At 62.8% G+C, this 21,598-nt stretch carries 20 protein-coding genes; 6 read left to right on the forward strand and 14 right to left on the reverse strand.

Annotation, left to right across the window (positions count from 1 at the left end):
- Positions 1-5: 5 nt before the first annotated feature.
- The 8 genes from V1471_RS16155 to V1471_RS16190 all read right to left on the reverse strand — a co-directional run bounded on the left by V1471_RS16155 (position 6) and on the right by V1471_RS16190 (position 7,956).
- Positions 6-2,060 (reverse strand): TonB-dependent receptor domain-containing protein, encoded by a 2,055-nt coding sequence (locus V1471_RS16155; RefSeq protein ID WP_434290048.1) that lies wholly within the window; start codon positions 2,058-2,060, stop codon positions 6-8.
- Positions 2,061-2,154: 94 nt separating this feature from the next.
- Complete coding sequence (locus tag V1471_RS16160; protein WP_434290049.1) at positions 2,155-2,568, reverse strand: hypothetical protein; 414 nt, start codon at positions 2,566-2,568, stop codon at positions 2,155-2,157.
- 75 nt (positions 2,569-2,643) lie between these two features.
- Positions 2,644-3,204, reverse strand: coding sequence for a PqiC family protein (locus tag V1471_RS16165; protein WP_434290051.1), 561 nt, complete (start codon positions 3,202-3,204; stop codon positions 2,644-2,646).
- Positions 3,205-3,207: 3 nt separating this feature from the next.
- Positions 3,208-5,316, reverse strand: a complete 2,109-nt coding sequence (locus V1471_RS16170; RefSeq protein ID WP_434290052.1) for an MlaD family protein — start codon at positions 5,314-5,316, stop codon at positions 3,208-3,210.
- Entirely contained in the window at positions 5,309-5,971 is a 663-nt protein-coding gene (locus tag V1471_RS16175; protein ID WP_434290054.1) for a paraquat-inducible protein A, read from the reverse strand. Before V1471_RS16175 ends, V1471_RS16170 begins: the two co-directional genes overlap by 8 nt.
- Entirely contained in the window at positions 5,938-6,576 is a 639-nt protein-coding gene (locus tag V1471_RS16180) for a paraquat-inducible protein A (protein ID WP_434290056.1), read from the reverse strand. Before V1471_RS16180 ends, V1471_RS16175 begins: the two co-directional genes overlap by 34 nt.
- A 130-nt stretch (positions 6,577-6,706) precedes the next feature.
- A complete protein-coding gene (locus V1471_RS16185) occupies positions 6,707-7,543 on the reverse strand; it encodes an alpha/beta fold hydrolase (protein WP_434290959.1) in 837 nt (278 codons plus the stop codon).
- Between the two features lie 2 nt (positions 7,544-7,545).
- Positions 7,546-7,956: a hypothetical protein gene (locus V1471_RS16190; RefSeq protein ID WP_434290058.1), complete on the reverse strand. Its 411-nt coding sequence runs from the start codon at positions 7,954-7,956 to the stop codon at positions 7,546-7,548.
- A gap of 239 nt (positions 7,957-8,195) precedes the next feature.
- On the opposite strand from V1471_RS16190, the gene V1471_RS16195 reads away from it, so the two are divergent.
- Positions 8,196-9,068, forward strand: a complete 873-nt coding sequence (locus V1471_RS16195) for a dioxygenase (protein WP_434290059.1) — start codon at positions 8,196-8,198, stop codon at positions 9,066-9,068.
- Positions 9,069-9,190: 122 nt separating this feature from the next.
- Complete coding sequence (locus V1471_RS16200) at positions 9,191-10,081, forward strand: LysR family transcriptional regulator (RefSeq protein ID WP_434290061.1); 891 nt, start codon at positions 9,191-9,193, stop codon at positions 10,079-10,081.
- A 20-nt stretch (positions 10,082-10,101) separates the two neighbouring features.
- Here V1471_RS16200 and V1471_RS16205 read toward each other — a convergent pair whose 3' ends face one another.
- Together V1471_RS16205 and hemP are read right to left on the reverse strand one after the other, a co-directional pair.
- Positions 10,102-11,265: a muconate cycloisomerase family protein gene (locus V1471_RS16205; protein WP_434290063.1), complete on the reverse strand. Its 1,164-nt coding sequence runs from the start codon at positions 11,263-11,265 to the stop codon at positions 10,102-10,104.
- A 173-nt stretch (positions 11,266-11,438) separates the two neighbouring features.
- A complete protein-coding gene (gene hemP / locus V1471_RS16210) occupies positions 11,439-11,600 on the reverse strand; it encodes a hemin uptake protein HemP (protein ID WP_434290065.1) in 162 nt (53 codons plus the stop codon).
- Between the two features lie 404 nt (positions 11,601-12,004).
- Between hemP and V1471_RS16215 the strand changes: the two genes are divergently transcribed.
- The 4 genes from V1471_RS16215 to V1471_RS16230 are packed head-to-tail and all read left to right on the forward strand — an operon-like array spanning position 12,005 to position 17,875.
- On the forward strand, positions 12,005-13,060 hold the full coding sequence (locus tag V1471_RS16215; RefSeq protein ID WP_434290066.1) for an efflux RND transporter periplasmic adaptor subunit: 1,056 nt from the start codon (positions 12,005-12,007) through the stop codon (positions 13,058-13,060).
- Positions 13,057-14,142: an efflux RND transporter periplasmic adaptor subunit gene (locus tag V1471_RS16220; protein ID WP_434290068.1), complete on the forward strand. Its 1,086-nt coding sequence runs from the start codon at positions 13,057-13,059 to the stop codon at positions 14,140-14,142. Before V1471_RS16215 ends, V1471_RS16220 begins: the two co-directional genes overlap by 4 nt.
- Entirely contained in the window at positions 14,139-17,180 is a 3,042-nt protein-coding gene (locus V1471_RS16225) for an efflux RND transporter permease subunit (protein WP_434290070.1), read from the forward strand. The genes V1471_RS16220 and V1471_RS16225 overlap by 4 nt, the downstream gene beginning before the upstream one ends.
- A 2-nt stretch (positions 17,181-17,182) precedes the next feature.
- A complete protein-coding gene (locus V1471_RS16230; RefSeq protein ID WP_434290072.1) occupies positions 17,183-17,875 on the forward strand; it encodes a TetR/AcrR family transcriptional regulator in 693 nt (230 codons plus the stop codon).
- Here the strand turns inward: V1471_RS16230 and V1471_RS16235 are convergent.
- The 4 genes from V1471_RS16235 to V1471_RS16250 form a co-directional block, all read right to left on the reverse strand.
- Positions 17,867-18,526: an aspartate/glutamate racemase family protein gene (locus V1471_RS16235; protein WP_434290073.1), complete on the reverse strand. Its 660-nt coding sequence runs from the start codon at positions 18,524-18,526 to the stop codon at positions 17,867-17,869. The genes V1471_RS16230 and V1471_RS16235 overlap by 9 nt on opposite strands.
- 1 nt (position 18,527) lies before the next feature.
- The gene (locus V1471_RS16240; RefSeq protein WP_434290074.1) at positions 18,528-19,364 is read right to left on the reverse strand and encodes an ABC transporter permease; all 837 of its coding nucleotides are present in this window, start codon (positions 19,362-19,364) and stop codon (positions 18,528-18,530) included.
- 3 nt (positions 19,365-19,367) lie between these two features.
- A complete protein-coding gene (locus V1471_RS16245; RefSeq protein WP_066702386.1) occupies positions 19,368-20,222 on the reverse strand; it encodes an ABC transporter permease in 855 nt (284 codons plus the stop codon).
- 92 nt (positions 20,223-20,314) lie between these two features.
- Positions 20,315-21,580: an ABC transporter substrate-binding protein gene (locus tag V1471_RS16250; protein WP_434290077.1), complete on the reverse strand. Its 1,266-nt coding sequence runs from the start codon at positions 21,578-21,580 to the stop codon at positions 20,315-20,317.
- Positions 21,581-21,598: the final 18 nt, after the last annotated feature.

Raw genomic sequence — 21,598 nt, forward strand, 5'->3', positions numbered from 1 at the left:
CAGGATCAGAATTGCACCTGCATCGTCAGGTAGATGTTCCGGCCCGGCTCATTCATCGTCCCGGTCGACTCGCCCAATACGGTTTCCCGGTTCAGGTGATTGGCATAGGCCTTGTCGAAGACGTTATCGACGCCGCCCATCAACCGGACATTCTCGGCGATCTTATAGCTGCCGAACAGATCGAGCGTGGCATAGCCGGGCGTCTCGTCGGAATCGAGCACCGGATCGATCCGGTCCTGACCCAGAGCCCAGTTCACCCGCGCCCCCGCCTGCCAGAGATCGGCACCGTAAGTGGCGCTCAGCGAACCCATCAGCGGCGGGGTCTGGCCCAGCGGTTTGTCGTCGCTCTCGTTCTCGCCATAGGTGTAGGTCATGTCCCCCGCAAAGGTCCAGGCACCCGAGGTGACATGCCCGCCCAGTTCGACCCCGGCGATCAGCGCCGAGACATTGTCATAGGAGGTCACCGTGCCGACGGTCTGGCGCAGGATGTAATCGTCCACCTTGTCGACATAGGCCGTGGCGTTGAAACTCCAGTCGGTCTTGGCGATCTCGACGCCGAGATCGAACTGGGTGTGTTTCTCCGGTGCGATCTCCGGGTTCCCGGCCCAGATCGAGGTGCCGACCTGACGCGCCATGGCACGCTCGTTGGCATCCGCCGTGCGCACCGAACGCGACAGCCCGGCAAACAGCAGGGTCTCCGCATCGAGCCGATGTTCGAACCGCACCAGCCCGCCGAAATTGTCCTCCGTGACCGCGCCGTCATAGGTCACGCCGTAGACGCTGTTATAAACGTCGTTCGGAGTGACGGCACCGGGGTAGCCCGCATTGCCATTCGCATCATCGATGGTCGAGCGCACATGATCGTAGCGCAGCCCGAATTTCAGCGTGTTGACCTCGGAAAGCTTGGTCTCGGTCTCGGCATAAAACCCGGTCTGGGCGATGGTCACATCCGGCCACATCAGCGCGACGACCGTGCTCGGGTCTTCCGCTTCGATGGCGGAGATCATGCCGCGATAGGCATAGGCGACACGGTTGTTCGACTGGTAATCGACCCCGATTTTCGCCGTGGTCGCCCCGAAATCGAACTGCCCTTCGATCTTGCCGCCCACCGTGTCCGAGGTGGTCGGCACACGCATCCCCATCGGCATGCTATTGGGGCGCAGCGAATAGTTGTCCATGACGTGATCGACATTGCTGCTGTAGAGCACACCTTCGATACGGGTCAAAACGCCCATGTCGACATCCGTGCCGCCGCGCAGCCGGTAGGTCATGGTCTCGGAACTCGGGCTGTCCATGCCCGCGCCGCCGAACAACGTGTCGAGCGCCTCGTCCTTTTCGATGTCGAGCGCAAGCTCGGTGCCGTCGACGGCATAGCCAAGGGTCAGTCCGGCGCTTTTCTGGGTGAAGGCGCTGCGCACCTCATCGCCATTGCCGTCGTCGTAATTGTCGGCCTCTTTGCGCTCGCCCGAAAGCTCCGCATAGAACCCGTGGCCCAGATCGGCCGAAACCGTTCCGGCAATCGAGCGCCCGTTGCCATTGCTGTTCGCGCCCAAGATCAGATCGCCGGAGATCGGCTTGCCCTCTTCGAATTCGGGCGCGTTGCGTTCGAGCCGCACCGTGCCGCCGGAGCCGCCCGGGCCGCTCGTCACGCTGGCATAGCCGCGTTCGACGATGACCTCGTCGGCGCGATAAAACGATGCCATGGCGCTCGGCGGGTCCATCCGGTTCGGACAGCCGCCATAGGTGAAGCTGCCCGCGTCGATGACGTTGAGCTGGTTCTTCTGCATGCCGCGGATGATGATGTCGATGCCGTGGCCGCCCATGCGGCTGCCGGAAACGCCCGGCACGGAGGACAGAAGCGCCCCGCCATCGAGACCGGCAGGCACCGGCAGAAGAGCAGGGTCGAAAGCGTAGCTTTGCGCGCCCTGGGTGACGGGCTGCTGATCTTCGACGGAGATCGGATCGAGGACGAGGTCCGCGTCCTGGGCATAGGCCAGCGTGGAAATGGTGCTCAGCAAAAGCGCGGTCGCGCCAAGGCGCACCGTGTGAAAGGTGGTCATATCTGTGTCCCTCTGGGATTTTTAATGTGTCAGATCGTTCCGGGGCGGGATGTTCCGATCCCGATCCCAAGGCCGTTTCGGGCCATGTGAAAGCTCAGACGAACAGAGGGGGCGCCCGCGTCGGGCGGCTGAAATCGCGCTGGACGATGTAGATTTGATGCGTGTCCGTGGGCGCAATCTCGGCCTTGTGGAGCCGACCTGCCGCTTCGGGCAAAAGGGTTTCGGCAACCAGAAAGGCCGCGCCGATCACGCAATAGGGACAGTCGGCCCCCTGCGATCCGTCACCGCTGGGAACTTCGCGGACCTCCCCGGTGGTGGTGTCGAAGACAAGGGTCGTGTTGCCGCCGGGTGTGCCGCAGAGTTGCAGCAAGATCTCGGTTTCGGACAGGGTGACGCCGCTTCGGGCATCGGGGCCGAAGGCGATGGAAACCTGAACCGCCAGAAGCGCAGCGAGACACATGGCCCAGAAGCCACGCAAAACCCGCATATTCAAGAAACCGTCCCCCATGACCTCCGTATGTTCGGAAGTCTACAAATTTGCAACTGTGAATTTGTTGCGCAGCTTGCGCACCGGTCTGCGCACTTATCGCGCGAGGCTGGCGGCAATCTGCCCGGCGAGCTGATCGACCGCGCGCCCCGAAGCCGCCGCGATCCCCGCAGGTGTGTCGGCGGCCAGAGGCACGGCGATGGCAAAGGGCACGATCCGCTCGCGCACCACCTGATCGAAGGAGGACACCGCGAACTGCCCCGCGAGATGCAGCTTGCCATCGGCGCGGCTGGCCATTTGCGACACGCGCACATCGACCTCGACCTGTGCCGGTTGCGCCAGTGGCCAGGGCTCGGCGGCGACCTGCGCGGTCGTGGTTGCGCTGAGCCGGTCGGCAAGCAGCTGGGGCATCGCCCGCGCCGGCGTGTCGGCCCAAAGCGCACCTTCGATCGGGGTCAGCGCCCCGTCCGCGCCTTCGCGCAGGATCAGATCGTCATTGGCATAGGCCGGAAGGGTGACCTGACGGATTTCCAGCGTCGCCACCCGAAGCGACACGCGCGAGACCTCCGTCACCGGCGCGCTCGCCATCAGATACCGCGGATCGGTGTCGCCACAGGCGGCGAGGCTGAGAAGCAGAAGGGGCAAAAGACGTGTCATGGCTTACCGTCCAAACAAGAGGGAATTGGGATTGCGCTCAAGTGTACGCGCAAGGCTCGAAAGCGCCTGTGCCGCCGAGCGCAGCTCGCGCAGGGTATCAAGCGTATCGCGGTTGAAGCGGGAATTCTGACCGTAACCGGCCAGAACCCCTTCGGCCTCGCTCACCAGCCCGTCGATCCGCTCGGCGATCTGCGGCAGATCGGCGACGGCGGCCTCGACCGCCTCGGCGGCGCTGCGGGCAGAGGCCAGCGTGGCGTTGGTGTTCTCCACCGCGCCCCCTTCGCGCAGCTCGGCCAAGGCGGTGCGCGCCTCATCGAGTGCGCCGGTCAGGCTTTCAGGCAGCTTGCGGGTGCTGTCCTGATCGATGAGCTTGTCGGCCCCGTCCAGAAGCTGGGTCGCCATGGTCAGGAATTGCTCAAGCTCAAGAGAATTGGCCTTCTCCGTCAATTGGTTCAACCCGCTGACCAGATCGGGCACCCCGGCGATTTTTTCGTCGAATGCGTCGGCCACCTCGGTCACGGAGGTCGCGGCCTCTGAGGCGTCTTCGAGTGCTGTGACCAGTTTGGCCACGGCTTCGGCGGTGCGCAGATCCTCGGCGATGCCGCGCAATTCCTCGACGGCTTTGCGCAACTCGCCGGGCAGGGCTTGCGCATCCGGGCCGCCGATCACGGCGCGCGCGTCGTCCATCAGCCCGACAAAGGCGTCGGGGGCCGCGCGCAGGTTCTCGTCGCCCGCAAGGCTCTCGATCGAGGCCAGCGTGGCGATGGCCTGTTCCATCAGCTTCTCGACCGGAAGGTCGTTGACCCGTTTCATCAGCCCCTCGGCGGTCGCGCCGGGATCGGGCAGGTCGGAGGTGACGGAGGGCAGAAGCGGTGCGGTCACCGCGAACACCCCGAGCGTGGCGGGGGCCGCGTCCGGCAATTCCGCAAGTTGCACCGCCAGAGACCGGCTGAAAATGCTTTGCGAGATCAAGCGCGCGCGCAGCCCGTCTTTCACGGCCCCGGCAAAGAACGCGATGGTTTCCGCAGGTGGCGTGTCTGGATCGAGGCCAAGACGGCTTGGGTCGATGGATATCGTGGCGCGCAGCACGACGGTCTGGCCCTCGGGGCCCTCCTCGATAAAGGCGCCAAGCGTCGAGACCGCGCCGATTTTCACCCCTTTATAGACGACGGGCGAACCGACGGTCAGTCCGGCAACGGATTGTTCGAACTCGACCGTCAGGTCGACCGGGTTCTCGATGGCTTCCTTGAACACGCTGGAGCGCGCTTCCTCCTCGTTCTCGTAGAGATCGAAAATCTGCCCCTGTGTGATCGGTTGTCCGCCGGAGAACACCGTGTCGAAAGACAGCCCGCCACGCAAAAGCCCGGCCACTGAGCCAACAGACAGATTAAGCCCGCCTGGCCCGATATTGACCGAAAAGCCCGAGGTCTGCCAAAACCGCGTGGCCGTGGTCAGGCGTTTATCATGCGGCGCGTTGATGAAGGCGTCGACGACCACCCCCGTGCCGCTGTCGAGCAGGCGCGGGGCTTCGATCTTGCCGACCTCAATGCCTTGAAAATAGATCGGGGCACCGGCGGTCAGTTGGCCGCCATCGGCGGTGCGCAGGGTGACTTTCGTGCCTTCCATCCCCGGAAGAATCAACGGCGGGGTTTCCAGTCCGGTGAACAGCGTGGCCCCGGTTTCGGCCTTCCCCGGATCGAAAGCGGCCTGAATATAGACGCCCGACAGCACGGTCGAGAGGCCGGAAATGCCGCTGGCCGAAACCTCGGGTCGCACCACCCAGAACTCGGCATCGGCAGGCAGGGCCTTGGCCACCGCCCGGTCGATCCGGGCACGGACGAGAACGGAGGTCAGATCGTCGGAGAAAGCCACGCTTTCGACCACGCCGACATCGACATCGCGATACCGGATCATGGTTTCGTCGGCGGTCACACCGGCGGCGTTCTCGAACAGGATCTCGATCGGTTGTCCGCGCTCGGCCCAGCTTTGCCACGCGATGAACAACGTGACGGCCAGCGCAGCCAGTGGCACCAGCCAGACAAAGGACAGATTGCGCCAGAACGACTGTTTCGGGCCTTCGATCAGAGGTTCTGCAATCTGTGGCTCATCCAAGGGAGCGCTCCTTTTTCTTCTCTCGGGCCACGGCCGCACCGGCGTCCCAGATCAGCCTTGAATCGAAACTCAACGCGGCGAGCATCGTAAAGGCCACCGACATGGCAAAACTCACCGCCGCGATCCCCGGCGAGATGGTGGCCGCGAAATCCAGCCGCACCAGGGACGACAGGATCGCCACCACGAATACGTCGATCATGGACCAGCGGCCAATGAATTCAACCACCTCGAAGAGGATATGCCGTTTGTGTGCCGAAAGTCGCACGCGATGCGAGACGCTGAGCGCGAGATAGGCAATAGCGATGAACTTGGCCACGGGGATGACGATGGAGGCAACGAAAACGATGATGGCGACGCCGTAATCGCCATGACGCATGAGCTCGATGACCCCACCGAGAATGGTGTTTTCCAACGTCTTGCCAAGCGAGGCGGTGCGCAGCATCGGATAGAGATTGGCGGGAATATAAACAACGAGCCCGGCGATCCACCATGCCCAGACCCGTTGCAGCGAGGCTTCGCTGCGCGGCGACAGATGCGCGCCGCATCGGGTGCAGACCCGCGTGTCCAGCGGATGCACCCGCCCGCAATGGGTACAGCCGATCAGCCCCGCCTCGCGCGCGGTTACGATGTGCGTCGGGCGTCCAGCGTTTTCCAAACCGTCACTCTGCTCATGAAATTGTCTTTCAGCACGGTGACGATCACCAGTGCGACGAAGGCCCAGAACGCCGGGCCGATGGAAATATGCGCAAGCCCCGCCACTTTGACCAAGGCAACCGCGACGCCGACGACGAAGACCTCCGCCATGGCCCAGGGCCTGAGCGCTTCGGCGAGGCGAAACACCGGGGCGGCAAAGCGCGCGGGGCGCCAGCCAAAGGCCATCGGACCCAGGACATATAGAAGCGCCACAAACCGCGTCACCGGCAAAACCACGATCAGCGCCGCCATGGCGAGCGTCAAAGGCGCGGTCAGCCCGGTCGAAAACGCCATCACCGTATCCAGAAGCGAACTGCGCCGCACCATGCCGGCGGCGCCCAACTCCAGAAAGGGAAAGAAGATCGCCGCGATCATCAGGATCAGTGCCGCCAAAGCCAGCATGATGATCCGCGTCATCGCCAGCGCCCGCGGCGCTTCGATGACCGCATGACAGCGCGGGCAGCGCAGCGTCTCGCCGAGCGCCACGTCCCGGTCGTGCAGCAGCGCGTCGCAGGACGGGCAGGCGATCACATCGTCGGGCAGGGGAGGCACGGGCACAACACTCATGCGGCCAGTGTATCGACCCTTGCCGGAAACGGGAAGGGGATCGGCAAGACGGATCGCCTGAGGCAGAACGGAAACGCGCGCCCGGGTCTCCGGACGCGCGTGCTTTTGTGCGTGGTTTGTTATGGTTAGGTTACGCGGGCATCTTCGCCAGCGCGTCGATGAAGAACGGGCGGAAGCCTTCCGGGTGTTCGCTCATCGGGAAGTGGCCAAGCTCGTCCATCACCGTGCAGGTCGCGCCGGGAATGGCGTCCGCCGTGCGCTGGGCATCCTCGGGCGTACAGGTCAGGTCATAGGCACCGACCAGAATATGCACCGGGGTTTTGCCCGTGTCGATCAGCGGCAGGCGCGGGATCAGGCTCTCGTCCTTGGTGTAGAAAGACAGATCGCCCCGGAACACACCCGGCCCGGATTGCATGAACATCCAGAGCGTGTTCCACCGCTCGGCATTCGGCGCATAGGGCGAGATATTCGCCGACACCAGCGCCGCACCCATCTCGCCGCCATGGGCGTCGGGGCGGTGGAACCAGTCGATGTCGTACCAGGCCGGTTGGAAATCGGAGGCTTCGATGGCGATGAAGCCCGAAAACCTGTCGGCATGAAGTGCGGCAAGTTGAAGCGATATGCGCCCGCCCATGGAACAGCCCGCCAGCACCGGCGTCTCCAAGCCGAGCGCCTCGACAATGGCCAGAACCGTTTCGATATAGAACTCGGTGGTCAACAGGTATTCTTCGGTTTCAAAGCCCTCGGGCGGCAGGGATTTCCCATGCCACGGCATGTCGAACGCGATCAGACGATTGTTCGCCGTCACTTCGGCATCGTTCATCAGGTGACGCCACTGGCGGGTGTCTGCGCCTGCGGTATGCAGGCAGAGAACAGGGCGGCCCTGACCGGCCTCTTCGAAATAAATGCGGTGGGTGCGACCGCTTACGGTGACGGTCACATACCGACCGACGATGGGATCGATCATGCTCATGCCGACACCTCCATGCCCGAAGTCGTGTCCCGGCCAAGGGCAAGGAATTCTTTGAAAAAACGCAGGTTTTTGACGAGGACGAGGATGTCGCCATCGACCCGCGCCCGCCCGATCTTCACCAGGCCGAACACGTCGTGAAAGCCCGCCTCGGGGATCGGCTGCCAGAACGCCTCGAGCGCCTCCGCATCGGTGCGCAACGCAAAACGCCACGGCGTCTTGCGGCTCGGCCCGGGGGTCACATCGACCAGATGGCCTTTCTCGAAGGTGAGGTAATATTCGTCCTCGCCCAGTTGAATCAGAACCGTTTCGGAAAACAGCCGTCCCAATCTGAGAAGATGGGCGCGCGCGTCCAGCGCAGCTCCCATGGCGGTCCATTTGTCGAGCATTTCTGCATCATCCCGTATCATTGTCTTTCCGGGAGACCATGCTTTTGCGGGCGGCATTCAGCAATGTCGAAAGGGGTATCTCCCGATACCTGCGGGGCGGTCGCGGTCGCGCAGGGACATGTCGAGACCTCCGGGTATCGACCGATACCGGGATGCGTATTGGAACGGGGCGTCGGCTCTGAAATCATCCACCCCAGCTTTGAAGACGGGTGTCTTCATCCGCGATTGATATGCCGCGCCAGGCTTTGAGGAGGACCAAGATGCGCAATGTGACCATTGAGAATGTAACCGAGATCGTTCTGGGCTCGCTGGGGAAAAACGGGCCGATCACGCCCCGCAACCACGAGATCATGACCTGCCTGATCCGTCACCTGCACGACTTCTGCCGGGAAGCGAAGATCCAGCATCACGAGTTCCTCTATGCCTGTGATTTCCTCGCCCGCGCCGGTCAGATCACCGATGACAAACGTCAGGAATTCATCCTTCTGGGCGACATCCTCGGCGTCGAAGTGCTGGTCGACATGCTGACCCACCCGATCGACGGCACCGAGAGCGAATCCACCGTGCTCGGGCCGTTCTACCGCGAAAACCCGCCGGTTCTGCCGAAGGGCTCGTCCACCGTTCAGAAGCATTTCGATGACGAGGAAACCGTTTATTTCGAGGGCTATATCCGCGATGTCGCCGGCAATGCGCTCGAAGGCGTGATGCTTGATGTCTGGGAAGATGCGCCGAACGGTCTTTATGAAAACCACGACCCGGACCAGCCGGATTACAACCTGCGCGGCCGTTTCATGACCGACGAAAACGGTCACTTCGCGTTCCAGGCCGTGCGTCCGGTGCCCTATCCGATCCCCTCGGACGAAACCGCAGGCGAGCTGATCCGCGCCATGGGTCACCACCCGAACCGTCCGGGCCACATCCACTTCATGATCGCGAAAGACGGCTACCGCAGCCTCGTCAGCCAAGTCTACGACAGCTCCAGCGACTTCCTTGAAAAAGACAGCGTCTTCGCCGTCAAGGAAAGCCTCGTGGCCGAGTTCCGTCCGGCCGGTGACGACTACGACACTGATCTCTATGTCCGCTTCGATTTCATCATGAAAGCGGCGGATGTGGCGGCTCTGGCTGCGGAATAATCCGCGCAAACCCGCTGTGACACCCTGCTGTGACACAATGCCAAGCCCCCGCCGATGCGCGGGGGCTTTCGCTTGTCTGAAAAACCGGGTTTCATAGACAAAGCCTAAGGGGAGAAGCGGGCGTGGACATCCGGCAGATGAAATATTTCGTGGCGGTCGCCGAGGAGCTGCATTTCGGACGCGCCGCCGAGCGGCTCGACATGGCGCAGCCGCCGCTCAGCCGTCAGATCAAACAGATCGAGACGGAGATCGGCGTCCTGCTGTTCAATCGGGGCCGCAATGCGATCACGCTGACACAGGCGGGGGAACAGCTCTACAAACGGGTGATCGCCATTCTGGCCCAGATCGACGACGCCATTCTGGAGGCCCGTCGCATCGGGCAGGGCGCCGAGGGGCGGCTGCGTCTGGGCTTTGTCGGCTCCTCGACCTACGGGCTTTTGCCGACCATCGTGAAATCCTACCGCGCGCATTATCCGGAGGTGAATCTGGGTCTTTTCCCGATGAACAACGCCCGGCTGCACCGCGCCCTTGTGCGCCGCGAGATCGACGTGGCCTTTGCCCGTCCGGCGCTGACCGATTCAGAGTTCCAGACCCGGTTTCTGGCCGAAGAAGCCCTGCTCGCCGCTGTGCCCGACATGTTCCAGCCCGGGCCGGGGGATCGGTTCGATCCCGGGAGCGCCCGTGGGCAGAACATCATCCTCTACCCGGAATTCCCGCGCCCGAGCTACGCCGATTTCGTGATGTCCAATCTTGAGAGCAAGGGATTCACCGAGTTCAAGCGGGTGTTCACCATGGACCTTCAGACTGCGCTGAGCCTTGTGGCCATCGGCGAAGGGGTCTGCATCGTCCCGGCCTCGGTCGCGACCGGTAAGCGTAACGGAATTCGTTTTCTCACGATCGAGCCCGAGCTCGACAAGACGGCGCTCTCGGTGAGCCACCGTCTCGACGAACAAGGTGTGCATGTGAAGAATTTCATCAAGATCGCGCAAACCGTCGCGCGCAAGATGCTCTGAGCGAAGAGGGGAGGCGGGGCTTACGCCCCGACCGCCCGAAGCCCGCCCTGGATGCCGTCGCGGTCGAACCGCGCGATCTTGTCCTCGTCCAGCGATACGCCGATGCCCGGCCCTTCGGGAAGATGCACTTCGAAATCGCTGTAGCTGAGCGGCGTGGCAAGGATTTCCTCGGCAAAGAGCAAGGGCCCGAACAGCTCACAGCCAAATGTCATCCGGTCCACCGTGGCAAAGAGATGCAGTGCCGCCGCCGTGCCGACGCCGCTTTCCAGCATGGTGCCGCCGTAAAGGCCGATCCCCGCCGCTTCGCCCATGGCGCAGACCTCGCGCGCGCGTTTCAAACCGCCCGATTGCGCCACCTTGACGGCAAACACATCCGCCGCGCGGTCACAGGCATAGGCCATCGCCGACGCCGGCCCGCTCAGGCCCTCGTCGGCCATCACCGCAATGCGATGCGCGACGGTGAGTTCCGCCATGCCCGCCCGGTCGCTGCCGACAACAGGTTGCTCGGCCAGCGTGCAGCCGATGTCCTCAAGCCCCGAAAGCCCCCAGCGCGCATCGTGCAGCGACCAGGCCTGATTGACGTCGACGCGGATCTGGCCACGGTCGCCCACCGCCTTGGCGATGGCTTCGACATGGGCAATGTCTTCGCGGACCGGGCGTTTGCCGATCTTCAGTTTGAAAATATTATGCCGCTTGGTGTCGAGCATCTCATGGGCTTCGTCGATGTCTTTCGCGGAAATCCCGCTCGCCAGCGTCCAGGCACAGGGGATCGACGTCCGCACCGCGCCGCCGAACAGGTCCGCCAGCGGCACGCCCTGACGCCGCGCCAGCCCGTCCCAAAGTGCCATTTCCACGGCCGCCTTGGCGATATTGTTGCCCTTCACGGCCATATCCATGCGCTGGATCGCGGCGTTCACATTGTCCGCCGGCTGATCGGCCAGAACCGGCGCGATATAGGTGAGAATGGCGGAGCGAATGCTCTCCGGGCTCTCGGAACCATAGCTCAGGCCACCGATGGAGGTGCCTTCACCGATGCCTTCGGAGCCATCGGAGAACCGGATGCGGACCAGTACGAAGGACTGGGCCAGCATCGTGGTCATCGCCAGAACGTGCCCGCGAATGGTGGGCACGTCGATAATTTTCGCTTCAATCTGTTCGATCCGGGTCAAGGTCTTGGCTTTCATGTCTGATGTGTCACCAGCATGAAGCAGCGCGACGGATCGGTCCATTACCTTGCCGGTCTCGGGTGATACTTCCGGGTGGTTTCAGCCGCGATGGTGAATCGTTGCGATGAACCGCAGGGCGGCCCGGAGCTCACGGAAACCTGCCGAAACAGGACGTTGGACGCGCCGACCGGTCATTTCGTCAAAATCAGTTTGCCCGCGCGGGTGATGCGCAGAGTGTAGATCTGACCGTCCAGATTGATCTGACGGGTGCTGCCTTCGGCAATCAGGCTGCGCGCGTCGAGCGGCGGGAGTTGCGTGGTCTCTGCGGTCATCGAGGTTACATATGCGTTCATTTCAGGTGCCTTTGGGCTTGTGTCTTTATCAGTCATCTCAATCCGCCTGCCTTTCGGTTGGCGGTGAATTGCTTCACGTGGTTGAGGATCACCAAGACTGGCTGGGCGTTTCCCGCCTCTGCTTGCCATGGGGCCGCGCCGACTGCGCGACTCACGGGTCATTCCCGTTCTCTTTGCTCTGGATATTAAGCCTGAGTTTTTCTGTCAACTTTTTCGTGGGGATATTTTTGCCGCGAACTTGAAATCTGCGACACTGTGCGAATTTTGCCGCAAGACGGCGAAGCTCGACATCTACTCACACGGAAACCCGTGTCCCAGCGCGTGTGAGAGCAGATCAAAGTTGACAAATGTGTCAATTCTCATATGTCACGAGACAACCTCGTGACAGTCGGAGCAACGCGATGATGGCGGACCGGAACATGTTTGTGGCGCTTTTGCTTGCGGTCTTGCCGCAGGCCGGAGGGGCTGAGCCGCCTCTGAAGGTCGAACTGATCGCCGCAGAAAGCGAACCCGTGGTGCAGGAATTGCGGGTCATCGGTTCGGTCGAGGCCACCGACAGTTTCCCCGCCTCCTTCCGGCGCGGCGGACAGATCGACATGCTTGCGGCCGAGGTTGGACAGCGTTTTTCCGCAGGGGAGGTGATCGCGCGCATCGACCCGACCAATATCGTCGCCCAGCTCGATGCTGCGCAAGCCAATCTCGACGCTGCCGAGGCCGCGCTCGTGCAGGCGGCTCAGGCCCGCGACCGGACGCAATCCATGCTGGATCGCGGCGTCGGCACGCAGGCCCAATATGATGAGGCGCAGCAGGATTACCTCGAAGCCAAGGCGCAACGCGATCAGGCCAGCGCCCTCCTCGAAACCGCTGAACAGGCCTTCGAGGACACCGAGTTGAAAGCCGACCGCGCCGTGACGGTGATCGAACGCTATGCCGATCTGGGGGAGGTTGTCTCCGCCGGGACCGCCGTCGTTCAGCTTGCTCCCGAAGACCAGCGTCAGGCGGTGTTCCTTGCTCCCGATATGGCGGGGCTGTCGTCCCTGCGCGGCCATGTGCTCGAACTTGACCCGGCGGGACCGGTTGCGGCCTTCGAGGCCACGGTGACGGAGGTTCTGCCGGTTCTGAACGACACCGGCACCGTGGAAATCCACGCCGACATCCCGGCGGACAAGGTCGCGGAGATTCCCATCGGCACCTCGATCACCGGGCGCGTGGCCCTGCGCATGACGCCGCGCATCCTGTTGCCCTGGACCGCCCTGAGCGGCAGTGTCGACGGCCCCGCCGTCTGGGTGCGCGACCCGGCGACCGGCGCGGTGGCGCTGAAACAAGTGCGCATCGACCGCTACGAGGATGACATGATTTCCATCGCCGAGGGGCTGGGCGAGGGCGATGTCGTGGTCGGGGCGGGCTCGCATCTCTTGTATGACGGGCGACAGGTCGAAGCACTGGAGGGCGGGGAATGATGAGCCTTTTGCAGAGAATCATGCTGACGACCGCGTTTTGCCTGTCGGCCAACGCAAGCGTCGCCGAAGAGACAACCGTGCCGGAGGCGCCTCGCCCGGTCATCACCGAATTCCTGTCCTCCGACCCGGCGGCGGAACGCCAGTTCTCCGGTGTGATCCGCGGACAGGACGTCACTGCGCTGGCGTTTCAGACCAGCGGGCGTCTGGCGACGCTCGACGTCGATGCCGGGGACCGGGTGACCGAGGGGCAGGTGATCGCCACGCTCGACCAGATCACGCTGGCCCAGGATGTCGCCGTGGCTCAGGCTGCGCTCTCCGCCGCCGAGGCGCAGGCGGAGTTCGCCCTCTCGCAATATGATCGCGTCGAGGCCCTCGTCGCCCGCAATGTCGCCACCAGGGCCCAGATCGAAGCGGCTCGCGCCGCCCGCGATGCCGCGACCGCCAACGCCGACAGCGCCCGCGCCGATCTGGCGCAGGCCGAAGAGGCGGCGCGCTACGGCCACCTGAGCGCGCCGCGCGACGGCATCATCCTGAGCACGGATGTCGAACCCGGCACCTTGGTGAGTTCCGGCGTGAGCGTGGTCGAAATGGCCGACCCGCTGGGCCGCGAGGCGATCATCGACGTGCCGGAAAGTTTCGCCATGGTGATCCCGGATCACGCCGGTTTCATCGTGCGGCACCGCTCCGACGGCGTCGCCCCGGTCGCGGCGACCCTGAGCGTGATCGAACCGGTGGCCGAGACCAGCCTTGAGACCCGCCGTCTCCGGCTTACCCTCGACGATCCGCCGGAAGATTACCGCATCGGCACGCTGATCACCGCGACCTATGACAGCGACGCAGCCCCGGTGATGACCCTGCCGCAAACCGCGATTGCGGGGACGGATGAGGCTCCGGGCGTCTGGCGGGTCGAGGCCGGGAAGGGCGAGACCGGACGGACTGTCCATTTCATGCCGGTGACGCTCGGGCGGAGCATCGGGACGCGTGTGGTGATTGCCTCGGGTCTGACCGAGGGAGATGAGATTGTGGTGCGGGGCGCGCATGCGCTCGCAGAAGGCCAAAAGGTCGGGGAGCGGCGGCAATGAAAGGGTTCAACCTGTCCGATTGGGCGCTGGGGCATCGCTCCTTCATCTGGTTCATGATGATCGTGGCGGTGGTCGCGGGCGCGCTCAGTTACATGAAACTCGGCCGCGAAGAAGATCCGGCCTTCACCATCCGTACCATGGTTGTGACCGCCAGCCTGCCGGGCGCCACCGCCGAGGAAACCGTCACCCAGGTGACAGACCGCATCGAGCGCAAGTTGCAGGAACTGCCCGCGCTCGACGGCACGCGCTCGGTCACCTATCCCGGCATCGCCATGGTCTATGTCGACCTGCGCGACGACATCCCCTCCGATCAGATCACCCCGTCCTGGATCCGGGTCCGACAGATGATGTCGGATATTCAAAGCGAGTTCCCGCAGGAATTTCAAGGCTTTGCCTTCAACGACGATTTCGGTGACGTTTACGGCACGGTCTATGCCTTCACAGCCGACGGCTTTGCGCCCGAGGAGTTGAAGGACTATGTCGAGGACATCCGCGACGAGATCGAGAAAGTCGACAACGCGGGCAAGGTCGAGCTCTTCGGCACCCGCGATCAGGTGATCCGCATCGAATTCTCCTCCCGCCGTCTCGCCGCCTTCGGGCTCGAGGTGCAAAGCGTGCTCTCGTCGCTTTCGGCCCAGAACGAGATCGTGTCCTCGGGCATGATTTCGACAGAGGGGGAAAACATCCTTCTGCGCGTGTCCGGCCAGTTCGACAGTGCCGAGGCGCTGGCGCAGGCCCCGCTGCGCTCGGGCGATATCTTCTTTACCCTCGCCGATGTGGGCGAGGTGACCGAAGGCTACGAGGACCCGCCCTCCGAACTGTTCCGCTACAACGGCCAGCCCGCCATCGGGCTCAAGATCGGTATGCGCGACGGCGGCAATATCCTCGATTTCGGCTCGGCCGTGGACGCGCTCATGACCGAGCTGACCGCCGCCCTGCCGATTGGCATCGACGTGCATCACGTCGCCGATCAGCCGAAAGTGGTCGAGGAGTCGGTCGGCCATTTCGTGCAGGCTCTGATCGAAGCGGTGGTGATCGTTCTGGCCGTGAGCTTCGTGTCGCTCGGCGTGCGCGCGGGCTTTGTCGTCAGCCTGACGATCCCGCTGGTGCTGGCGCTCACCTTCGTTTTCATGGAGATCATGGGCATCACGTTGCAACGGATTTCCCTTGGCGCGCTGATCATCGCGCTGGGCCTTCTGGTCGACGATGCGATGATTGCCATCGAGACGATGATCTCCCGGCTGGAACGCGGCGAAAGCCGTCACAAGGCGGCGTCCTACGCCTGGACCACCATCGCCTGGCCGATGCTGACGGGCACGCTGATCACCACGGCGGGTTTCATCCCGATCGGGCTCAACAGCTCGAACGCCGGGGAATACACCCGCACGCTGTTCTATGTGATCGCGATCTCGCTGGTGCTGAGCTGGATCGTCGCGGTGCTCTTCGCCCCGGTGCTGGGCGCGACCTTCCTGCCGAAGAAATGGAAACACGAACATGGCGAAGCGGGTTGGCTGCGCCGTCGTTTCCATCACCTGCTGCGCCTGTCGATGCGGTTCAAACTTCTCACCGTTTTGATCACCTTCCTCACCTTCGCGGTCTCCGTCGTCGGCATGAGCAAGGTCGAACAACAGTTTTTCCCAAGCTCGGATCGCCCCGAGGTTCTGGTCGATGTGACCCTGCGCCAGAATGCCAGCATCTACGCCACCGACAGCTCTATCGCGGACTTTGAGACTTGGCTGGGGGAGCAGGAAGAGGCCACATTCTGGACCACCTACATCGGCACCGGCGCGCCGCGTGTGATCCTGACGCTTGAGGCGCTGACGCCCGGACCCAATATCGGTCAGCTTCTGATCGTGACGACCGATCTGGAGGCCCGCGACCGTCTGATCGCCAAGGTCCGCGCCTATTCCGACGCTCAGCCCGGCACGGAATTCTATCCCAAGACTTTCGAACTGGGGCCGCCCGTGGGCAAGCCGGTGCAATACCGGATTTCCGGGCCGGATTATGCCGAGCTGCGCGATCACGCCCGCGATTTCGCCGCCGTGATGGCCAGCGATGACCGGCTGATCTCCATCGCACCCGACTGGAACGAGCCGAGCCGCGTCGTGCGGGTCGATCTCGATCAGGCCCGGATGCGCCAACTCGGGCTGACGCAATCCGATGTGGCGGGGGTTCTGGCCTCGCTGTTCGAGGGCACGACCGTGACCCAGATCCGTCAGGGCCGCGATCTGATCAATGTGGAAATCCGTGGTGCCGATGAGGACCGCCAGACGCTTTCCGCCCTCGAAAGCCTGCAATTCGCCAATGCCGACGGGGTGTCCATCCCGCTGTCGTCCATCGCGACGCTGGATTGGGTCACCGAACAGCCGATGATCCGTCAGGAAGACCGCGAACCGGTGATCACCGTCAAGGCGGCGATTGCCACCGACGATCTTCCGGCGACCATCGTCACCGATCTTACCCCCACTGTGGCGGCCTTTGCCGAGACCCTGCCGCGGGGCTATTCGGTCGAGGTCGGCGGCACGGTCGAGAGCAGTTCGGAAAGTCAGGCGCCGATCATGGCGGTGATGCCGATCATGATCCTGATCATGCTGACGCTGACAATGATGCAGGTGCAGAGCTTCCGACTGATGTTCGTTGTGCTCGCCGTCGCGCCTCTGGGCCTGATCGGTGTGGTCGCCTCGCTCCTGTCGGCCCATGCGCCGATGGGCTTTGTTGCGCTTCTGGGCGTTCTCGCCCTGATCGGCATCCTGATGCGCAACTCGATCATCCTCGTGCAGGCCATCGAAGACCTGCGCGCCGAGGGCAAATCGCGCTGGCAGGCGGTGTTCGAGGCCTCGGACAGCCGTGCGCGCCCAATCCTTTTGACCGCCGCTGCGGCGTCGCTGGCGCTCATCCCGATCTCGCGTCAGGTGTTCTGGGGCCCGATGGCCTATGCCATGATGGGCGGCATCATCGCGGGGACATTGATCACCCTGCTGTTTGCCCCCGCGCTCTATTGCCTCGTCTTCGGCGTGAAGCCCGAAAAGGAGGCCTGAGCATGACCAAGGGCTGCTCCGCCCCTCTCGATCACCGCACCCGCATCGGTCAGGCGCGCCGCGAAAAGACCCGCGAGCGGCTGTGCGAAGCGGCGATCATGGTCTTTGCCGAACGCGGGCTGAACGGCACGGTGATCGACCATGTGGTGCGTCAGGCCGGGGTGTCGCGCGGCACGTTCTACAATTATTTCGACACCATCGAGGATGTGCTCGATGCCGCGCGGGTGATGCTCAAACGCGAGCTGGTGTTGCTGGTCAAGGATTCGGTCGATTTCGACCGCCCGCCCGCCGAACGTGTCGCCTTTGGCCTGCGCGCCTTCATCGAAGTGGCGCGCCAGAACAAGCTCTTCCTCGAATTCTCCGCCCGCCTCGGGCATCAGAGCTACAGTTTCTCGAACCTGTTGAAGGAAACCGCGCCGGGTTTCGTGTCGAGCGCCATCGAGGCCGGGGAATTCAGGCCGATCCCGGAGGGGTTGATCTTCGATCTGATGGAAAGCGGCGCGATTTCCGTGCTGCGGCGTCTGATGGACGGCGAAGCGGTCGATGTCGCGGCCTTCGTGGCGGCGATGCTGCGGGTGTTGGGGCTGAGTTATGAGGCCTCCGTGGCGATTGCCGCGCTGCCGGTCGAGGTGCCGCAACCCGCCGAGGACAGTCTTCTGCTGCGCGCGAACGCGACCTGGAGCGCGTCACACTGAGGGGGTGTTCAGACGCGCCATCGCTTCGGCCAGAACGGTCGCGGCGCGCACCCCGTCGATCAGCCTGACCCCCGTGGCCGCACTCAGCGCCGCGTGATGCGCCGTCATTCCAGCACAGCCGAGAATGACGCTGCCTGCGCCGCGCGCACCCATGGCGCTGATCTCCGTTGAGAGCCTGTCCAGCACCTCGGGCCGCCCTTCCTCGACGTCAAGTACCGGAATGTTCGACGGCACAACGCCGAGACAGGCACCTTCGAACCCAAGCCGCTCGATATTGTCTTCGATCACCGGCACCGACCCGGCCATCGTCGTGACCACGCCGTAACTCTGCCCCATCAGGAGCGCCATGTGATACGCCGCCTGTCCGATGCCGATCACCGGGCAATGTGCCTTGGCGCGCAGCTCCTCAAGTCCGGTATCGTCGAAACAGGCGATCACGATGACCTCGACACCTGCCTCCCGCGCCTTTGGCAAAAGCGCCAGAAGCCCTGGCAGGGCGGCGTCGCCGTCCTCTGGCCCCTGAATGGCGGGCGGGCCGTCACTATTGGTCCAGCCGAGGATCTCCGCCTCCGGCAGCACCGCCCGTGCGGTTGTCACGACGCTCTCGGTCATTGCCACGGTCGAATTCGGATTGAGAAAGAGGAGCTTCACCTCAGACCCCTTGTCCCGCGTCCGACCCGAACCGTGCCCGGCGTTTGCCAAGGACCCAGACGGTCAAGAGAAACGCCCCGATGATCAGCAGGGAAAACAGCGTCGTGAGCGTGCCGAGCGCATAGATCACCGGCGTGGTCACATTGGTGGTCATCCCGAAAATCTCCAAGGGCAGGGTATTGTAGGAGCCTGCGGTCAAAAGCGTGCGCGCGAACTCATCGTAAGAGAGCGTAAAGCCAAAGAGACCCACCCCGATGAGCGACGGCGCGATGATCGGTAGAACCACATAGCGCACGGTTTGCCAAGGGGAGGCGCCCTGGTCGCGCGCGGCTTCCTCGAAGGATTTGTCAAACCGGTTGAAGACGGCGAACATGATCAACAGGCCAAAGGGCAGGGTCCATGTGAGCTGCGAGCCGAACCCCGAGGTCGCCCAGTGAATTTTCAACCCGAACTGGTTGAAGATCAGGCCCACACCCAAAGAGATCAGGATCGAGGGGATCACCAGCGAGGCGATGATCAGATAGAACAATATGCCGGAACCGTAGAAGCGTTTGCGGAAGGCAAAGCCGCCCATGACGGAGACCACGACGGTCGTCACCATGACCATCAGGCCGAGCGCGAAGGAGCGGCGGAAACTGCCCCAGATGTCGCCCACGGCCTGTTCCTGAAACAACTCGCGGAACCAGTTGAGCGAGGTGCCCTGCATCGGGAATGTCAGACCTCCGCCGGGGCCTTGGAACGACAGGATGCCGATGGTCAGGGTGGGGCCGTACAGGAACAGGATGAACAGCGCGAAGAAGGCTGTGAGCACGTAGAAGGACTTGGATTTCTTTTCCATGGCTCAAAGCTCCTTCCGGATGTCGACGAAGCGCAACAGGATGCCGATCACGATCAGGACGGTGATCAAAAGGATTACGGCGGTCGCGGCGGCAGACGGGTATTGCAACAGCGCGATGTCGTTCGAAATCAGCCGTCCGACATTGGCCTTTTGCGACCCGGACATGAACCGCACGGTGATGAAATCGCCCATCACAAGCGTCAGCACAAAAATGGTCCCGATCATGATCCCCGGCTTCGTGAGCGGCAAAATCACATGGGTCAGGGTCTGAAACCCGCTCGCGCCATTGTCGCGCGCCGCTTCGATCAGGGAATGATCAATCCGCGTCATCGTGTTGAAAATCGGCACCACCATGAACAGCGTGTAAAGATGCACAAAGGCCAGGATCACCGAGAAATCGGAATACAAGAGCCACTCCAATGGCTGATCCGTGATGCCCCAGCTTTGCAGCATCGAGTTGGCGATGCCGTTGCGCCCGAGGAACGGAATCCACGAAATCATCCGAATGATGTTCGAGGTCCAGAACGGAATGGTACACAGAAGGAAAAGCGCGATCTGTGTCGTCTGGTTCTGGATGTGAAAGGCGAGATAATAGGCGACCGTAAACCCGATCGCGAGCGTCATCGCCCATGTGATCGCGGCGTATTTGAACGTCGCGAAGAAGACTTTGTAGGTCACCGGAGAGCCGAACAGAAATTCGTAATTCTCAAAGGAAAACCCCGGGATGATCGAAAACTCGGTGGCCTGCCAGAAGCTCACCACGACGATGGTGATGATCGGCAGGATCAGAAATCCGATCAGGATCAGGGTCAGGGGCGAGGCCTGTAGCCAGCCCTGGATATGACGGTTTTTGAGCATCGCTTGGTTTCTTTCGTCTCAAAATATCCCGGGGGAGGAGACGTGCAGGCGCAACGCCTGCACGGTGGAGGGGGCAGCGCCCCCTCTTTGGCTTAGGACGCGATGAACTCGTTCCATTTGCGAACCATATACTGGTTCTCGTCCATGACGGAGTTCCAGCAGGCCACATGCCCCATGCGATCATAGAAGGCCCCGCCATCGCGCGTCTCGCCCGCCTGCGCCAGAACGTCGCCAGTGGGCGAGGTGATGACGTCGGTCGCGGGTTTGCCTTCGAACCAGTAACCCCACTCGTTCTCGGTCATGAACTCTTTCGAGGTTTCCGGCACGGCGGAATAGTAACCCTGACGCATCAGGTAACCGCCGACCCAACCGGAGAGATACCAGTTGATGTATTCATAGGCCGCATCCAGCGCCATGCCGGACAGATTCGCCGACAGGCCGATCCCGCCGCCCCAGCTCCGATAGCCCTCTTTCAGCGGCTGGTAGACGCATTCGATGCCGCGCGATTTCACCGCGGTGATCGCCGGCGACCACATCGACTGGATCACGACTTCGCCCGAGGCCATCAGGTTGACGCTCTCATCAAAGGTCTTCCAGAAGGCGCGGAACTGGCCGTTCTTTTTCGCCTCGGTAAAGATCGCCATGGTCTTGTCGATCTCTTCGCGGGTCATGTTGCCCTTGTCGCCATATTGGATCTCGCCCATGGCTTCGCAGACCATCGCCATATCCATGATGCCGATCGAGGAAATGTCGAGGATGGAGGCCTTGCCCTTGAACTCCGGGTTCAGAAGCTCGGTCCAGCTCTCGATCGGACGGCCGATCAGGTCCGGGCGGATGCCCAGCGTGTCGGCATTGTAAATGGTCGGGATCAGCGTCATCCAGTTGGTCTGCTCGGTCGCAAAGGTCTTCGACCCTTCGCCCTCGACAAAGCCCACGGTATGCGGCGCAGTGCCCTGTGCGATCACGCTTTCGGGGGTCAGTTTGCCGTCTTTAAAAATGCCGACGATCTTGTCGTAATTCGCGATCTTGGACACATCCATCGCCTGAAGGTTGCCGGTCGGCCAAACCTTTTTACAGATCCAGTATTCGATGTCGGCGATGTCGAAGCTGTCCGGCTGGGTCGCGGCGCGCTGGGTCACAGAATCGGAATCGAGCGCGGTCATCTCGAGCGTAAAGCCAAGGTCTTCCTTCACCTTATTGGCCACATCGTTGAGGTTCGACACGCCGGTGCCGAACTGGCGCAGCGTGATGTCCTTGATCTCCTGAGCCCAGACCATGGGCGCCGGAAGGGCCGAGGCCGCGACGGCGGCCGCACCGCCCTTGAGCACCGCACGGCGCGAGTAACGCATTTTAGACATGTGATTCTTCCCTTGTTG

This window comes from Celeribacter sp. SCSIO 80788 (assembly GCF_051054295.1).
GTDB lineage: Bacteria > Pseudomonadota > Alphaproteobacteria > Rhodobacterales > Rhodobacteraceae > Celeribacter.

Coding starts and splice junctions, on each gene's coding strand:
- V1471_RS16155 (WP_434290048.1), bottom strand. CDS start 2,060: ATGACCACCTTTCACACGGTGCGCCTTGGCGCGACCGCGCTTTTGCTG.
- V1471_RS16160 (WP_434290049.1), bottom strand. CDS start 2,568: ATGGGGGACGGTTTCTTGAATATGCGGGTTTTGCGTGGCTTCTGGGCC.
- V1471_RS16165 (WP_434290051.1), bottom strand. CDS start 3,204: ATGACACGTCTTTTGCCCCTTCTGCTTCTCAGCCTCGCCGCCTGTGGC.
- V1471_RS16180 (WP_434290056.1), bottom strand. CDS start 6,576: ATGAGTGTTGTGCCCGTGCCTCCCCTGCCCGACGATGTGATCGCCTGC.
- V1471_RS16185 (WP_434290959.1), bottom strand. CDS start 7,543: ATGATCGATCCCATCGTCGGTCGGTATGTGACCGTCACCGTAAGCGGT.
- V1471_RS16190 (WP_434290058.1), bottom strand. CDS start 7,956: ATGATACGGGATGATGCAGAAATGCTCGACAAATGGACCGCCATGGGA.
- V1471_RS16195 (WP_434290059.1), top strand. CDS start 8,196: ATGCGCAATGTGACCATTGAGAATGTAACCGAGATCGTTCTGGGCTCG.
- V1471_RS16205 (WP_434290063.1), bottom strand. CDS start 11,265: ATGAAAGCCAAGACCTTGACCCGGATCGAACAGATTGAAGCGAAAATT.
- hemP (WP_434290065.1), bottom strand. CDS start 11,600: ATGAACGCATATGTAACCTCGATGACCGCAGAGACCACGCAACTCCCG.
- V1471_RS16215 (WP_434290066.1), top strand. CDS start 12,005: ATGGCGGACCGGAACATGTTTGTGGCGCTTTTGCTTGCGGTCTTGCCG.
- V1471_RS16220 (WP_434290068.1), top strand. CDS start 13,057: ATGATGAGCCTTTTGCAGAGAATCATGCTGACGACCGCGTTTTGCCTG.
- V1471_RS16225 (WP_434290070.1), top strand. CDS start 14,139: ATGAAAGGGTTCAACCTGTCCGATTGGGCGCTGGGGCATCGCTCCTTC.
- V1471_RS16230 (WP_434290072.1), top strand. CDS start 17,183: ATGACCAAGGGCTGCTCCGCCCCTCTCGATCACCGCACCCGCATCGGT.
- V1471_RS16240 (WP_434290074.1), bottom strand. CDS start 19,364: ATGGAAAAGAAATCCAAGTCCTTCTACGTGCTCACAGCCTTCTTCGCG.
- V1471_RS16245 (WP_066702386.1), bottom strand. CDS start 20,222: ATGCTCAAAAACCGTCATATCCAGGGCTGGCTACAGGCCTCGCCCCTG.
- V1471_RS16250 (WP_434290077.1), bottom strand. CDS start 21,580: ATGTCTAAAATGCGTTACTCGCGCCGTGCGGTGCTCAAGGGCGGTGCG.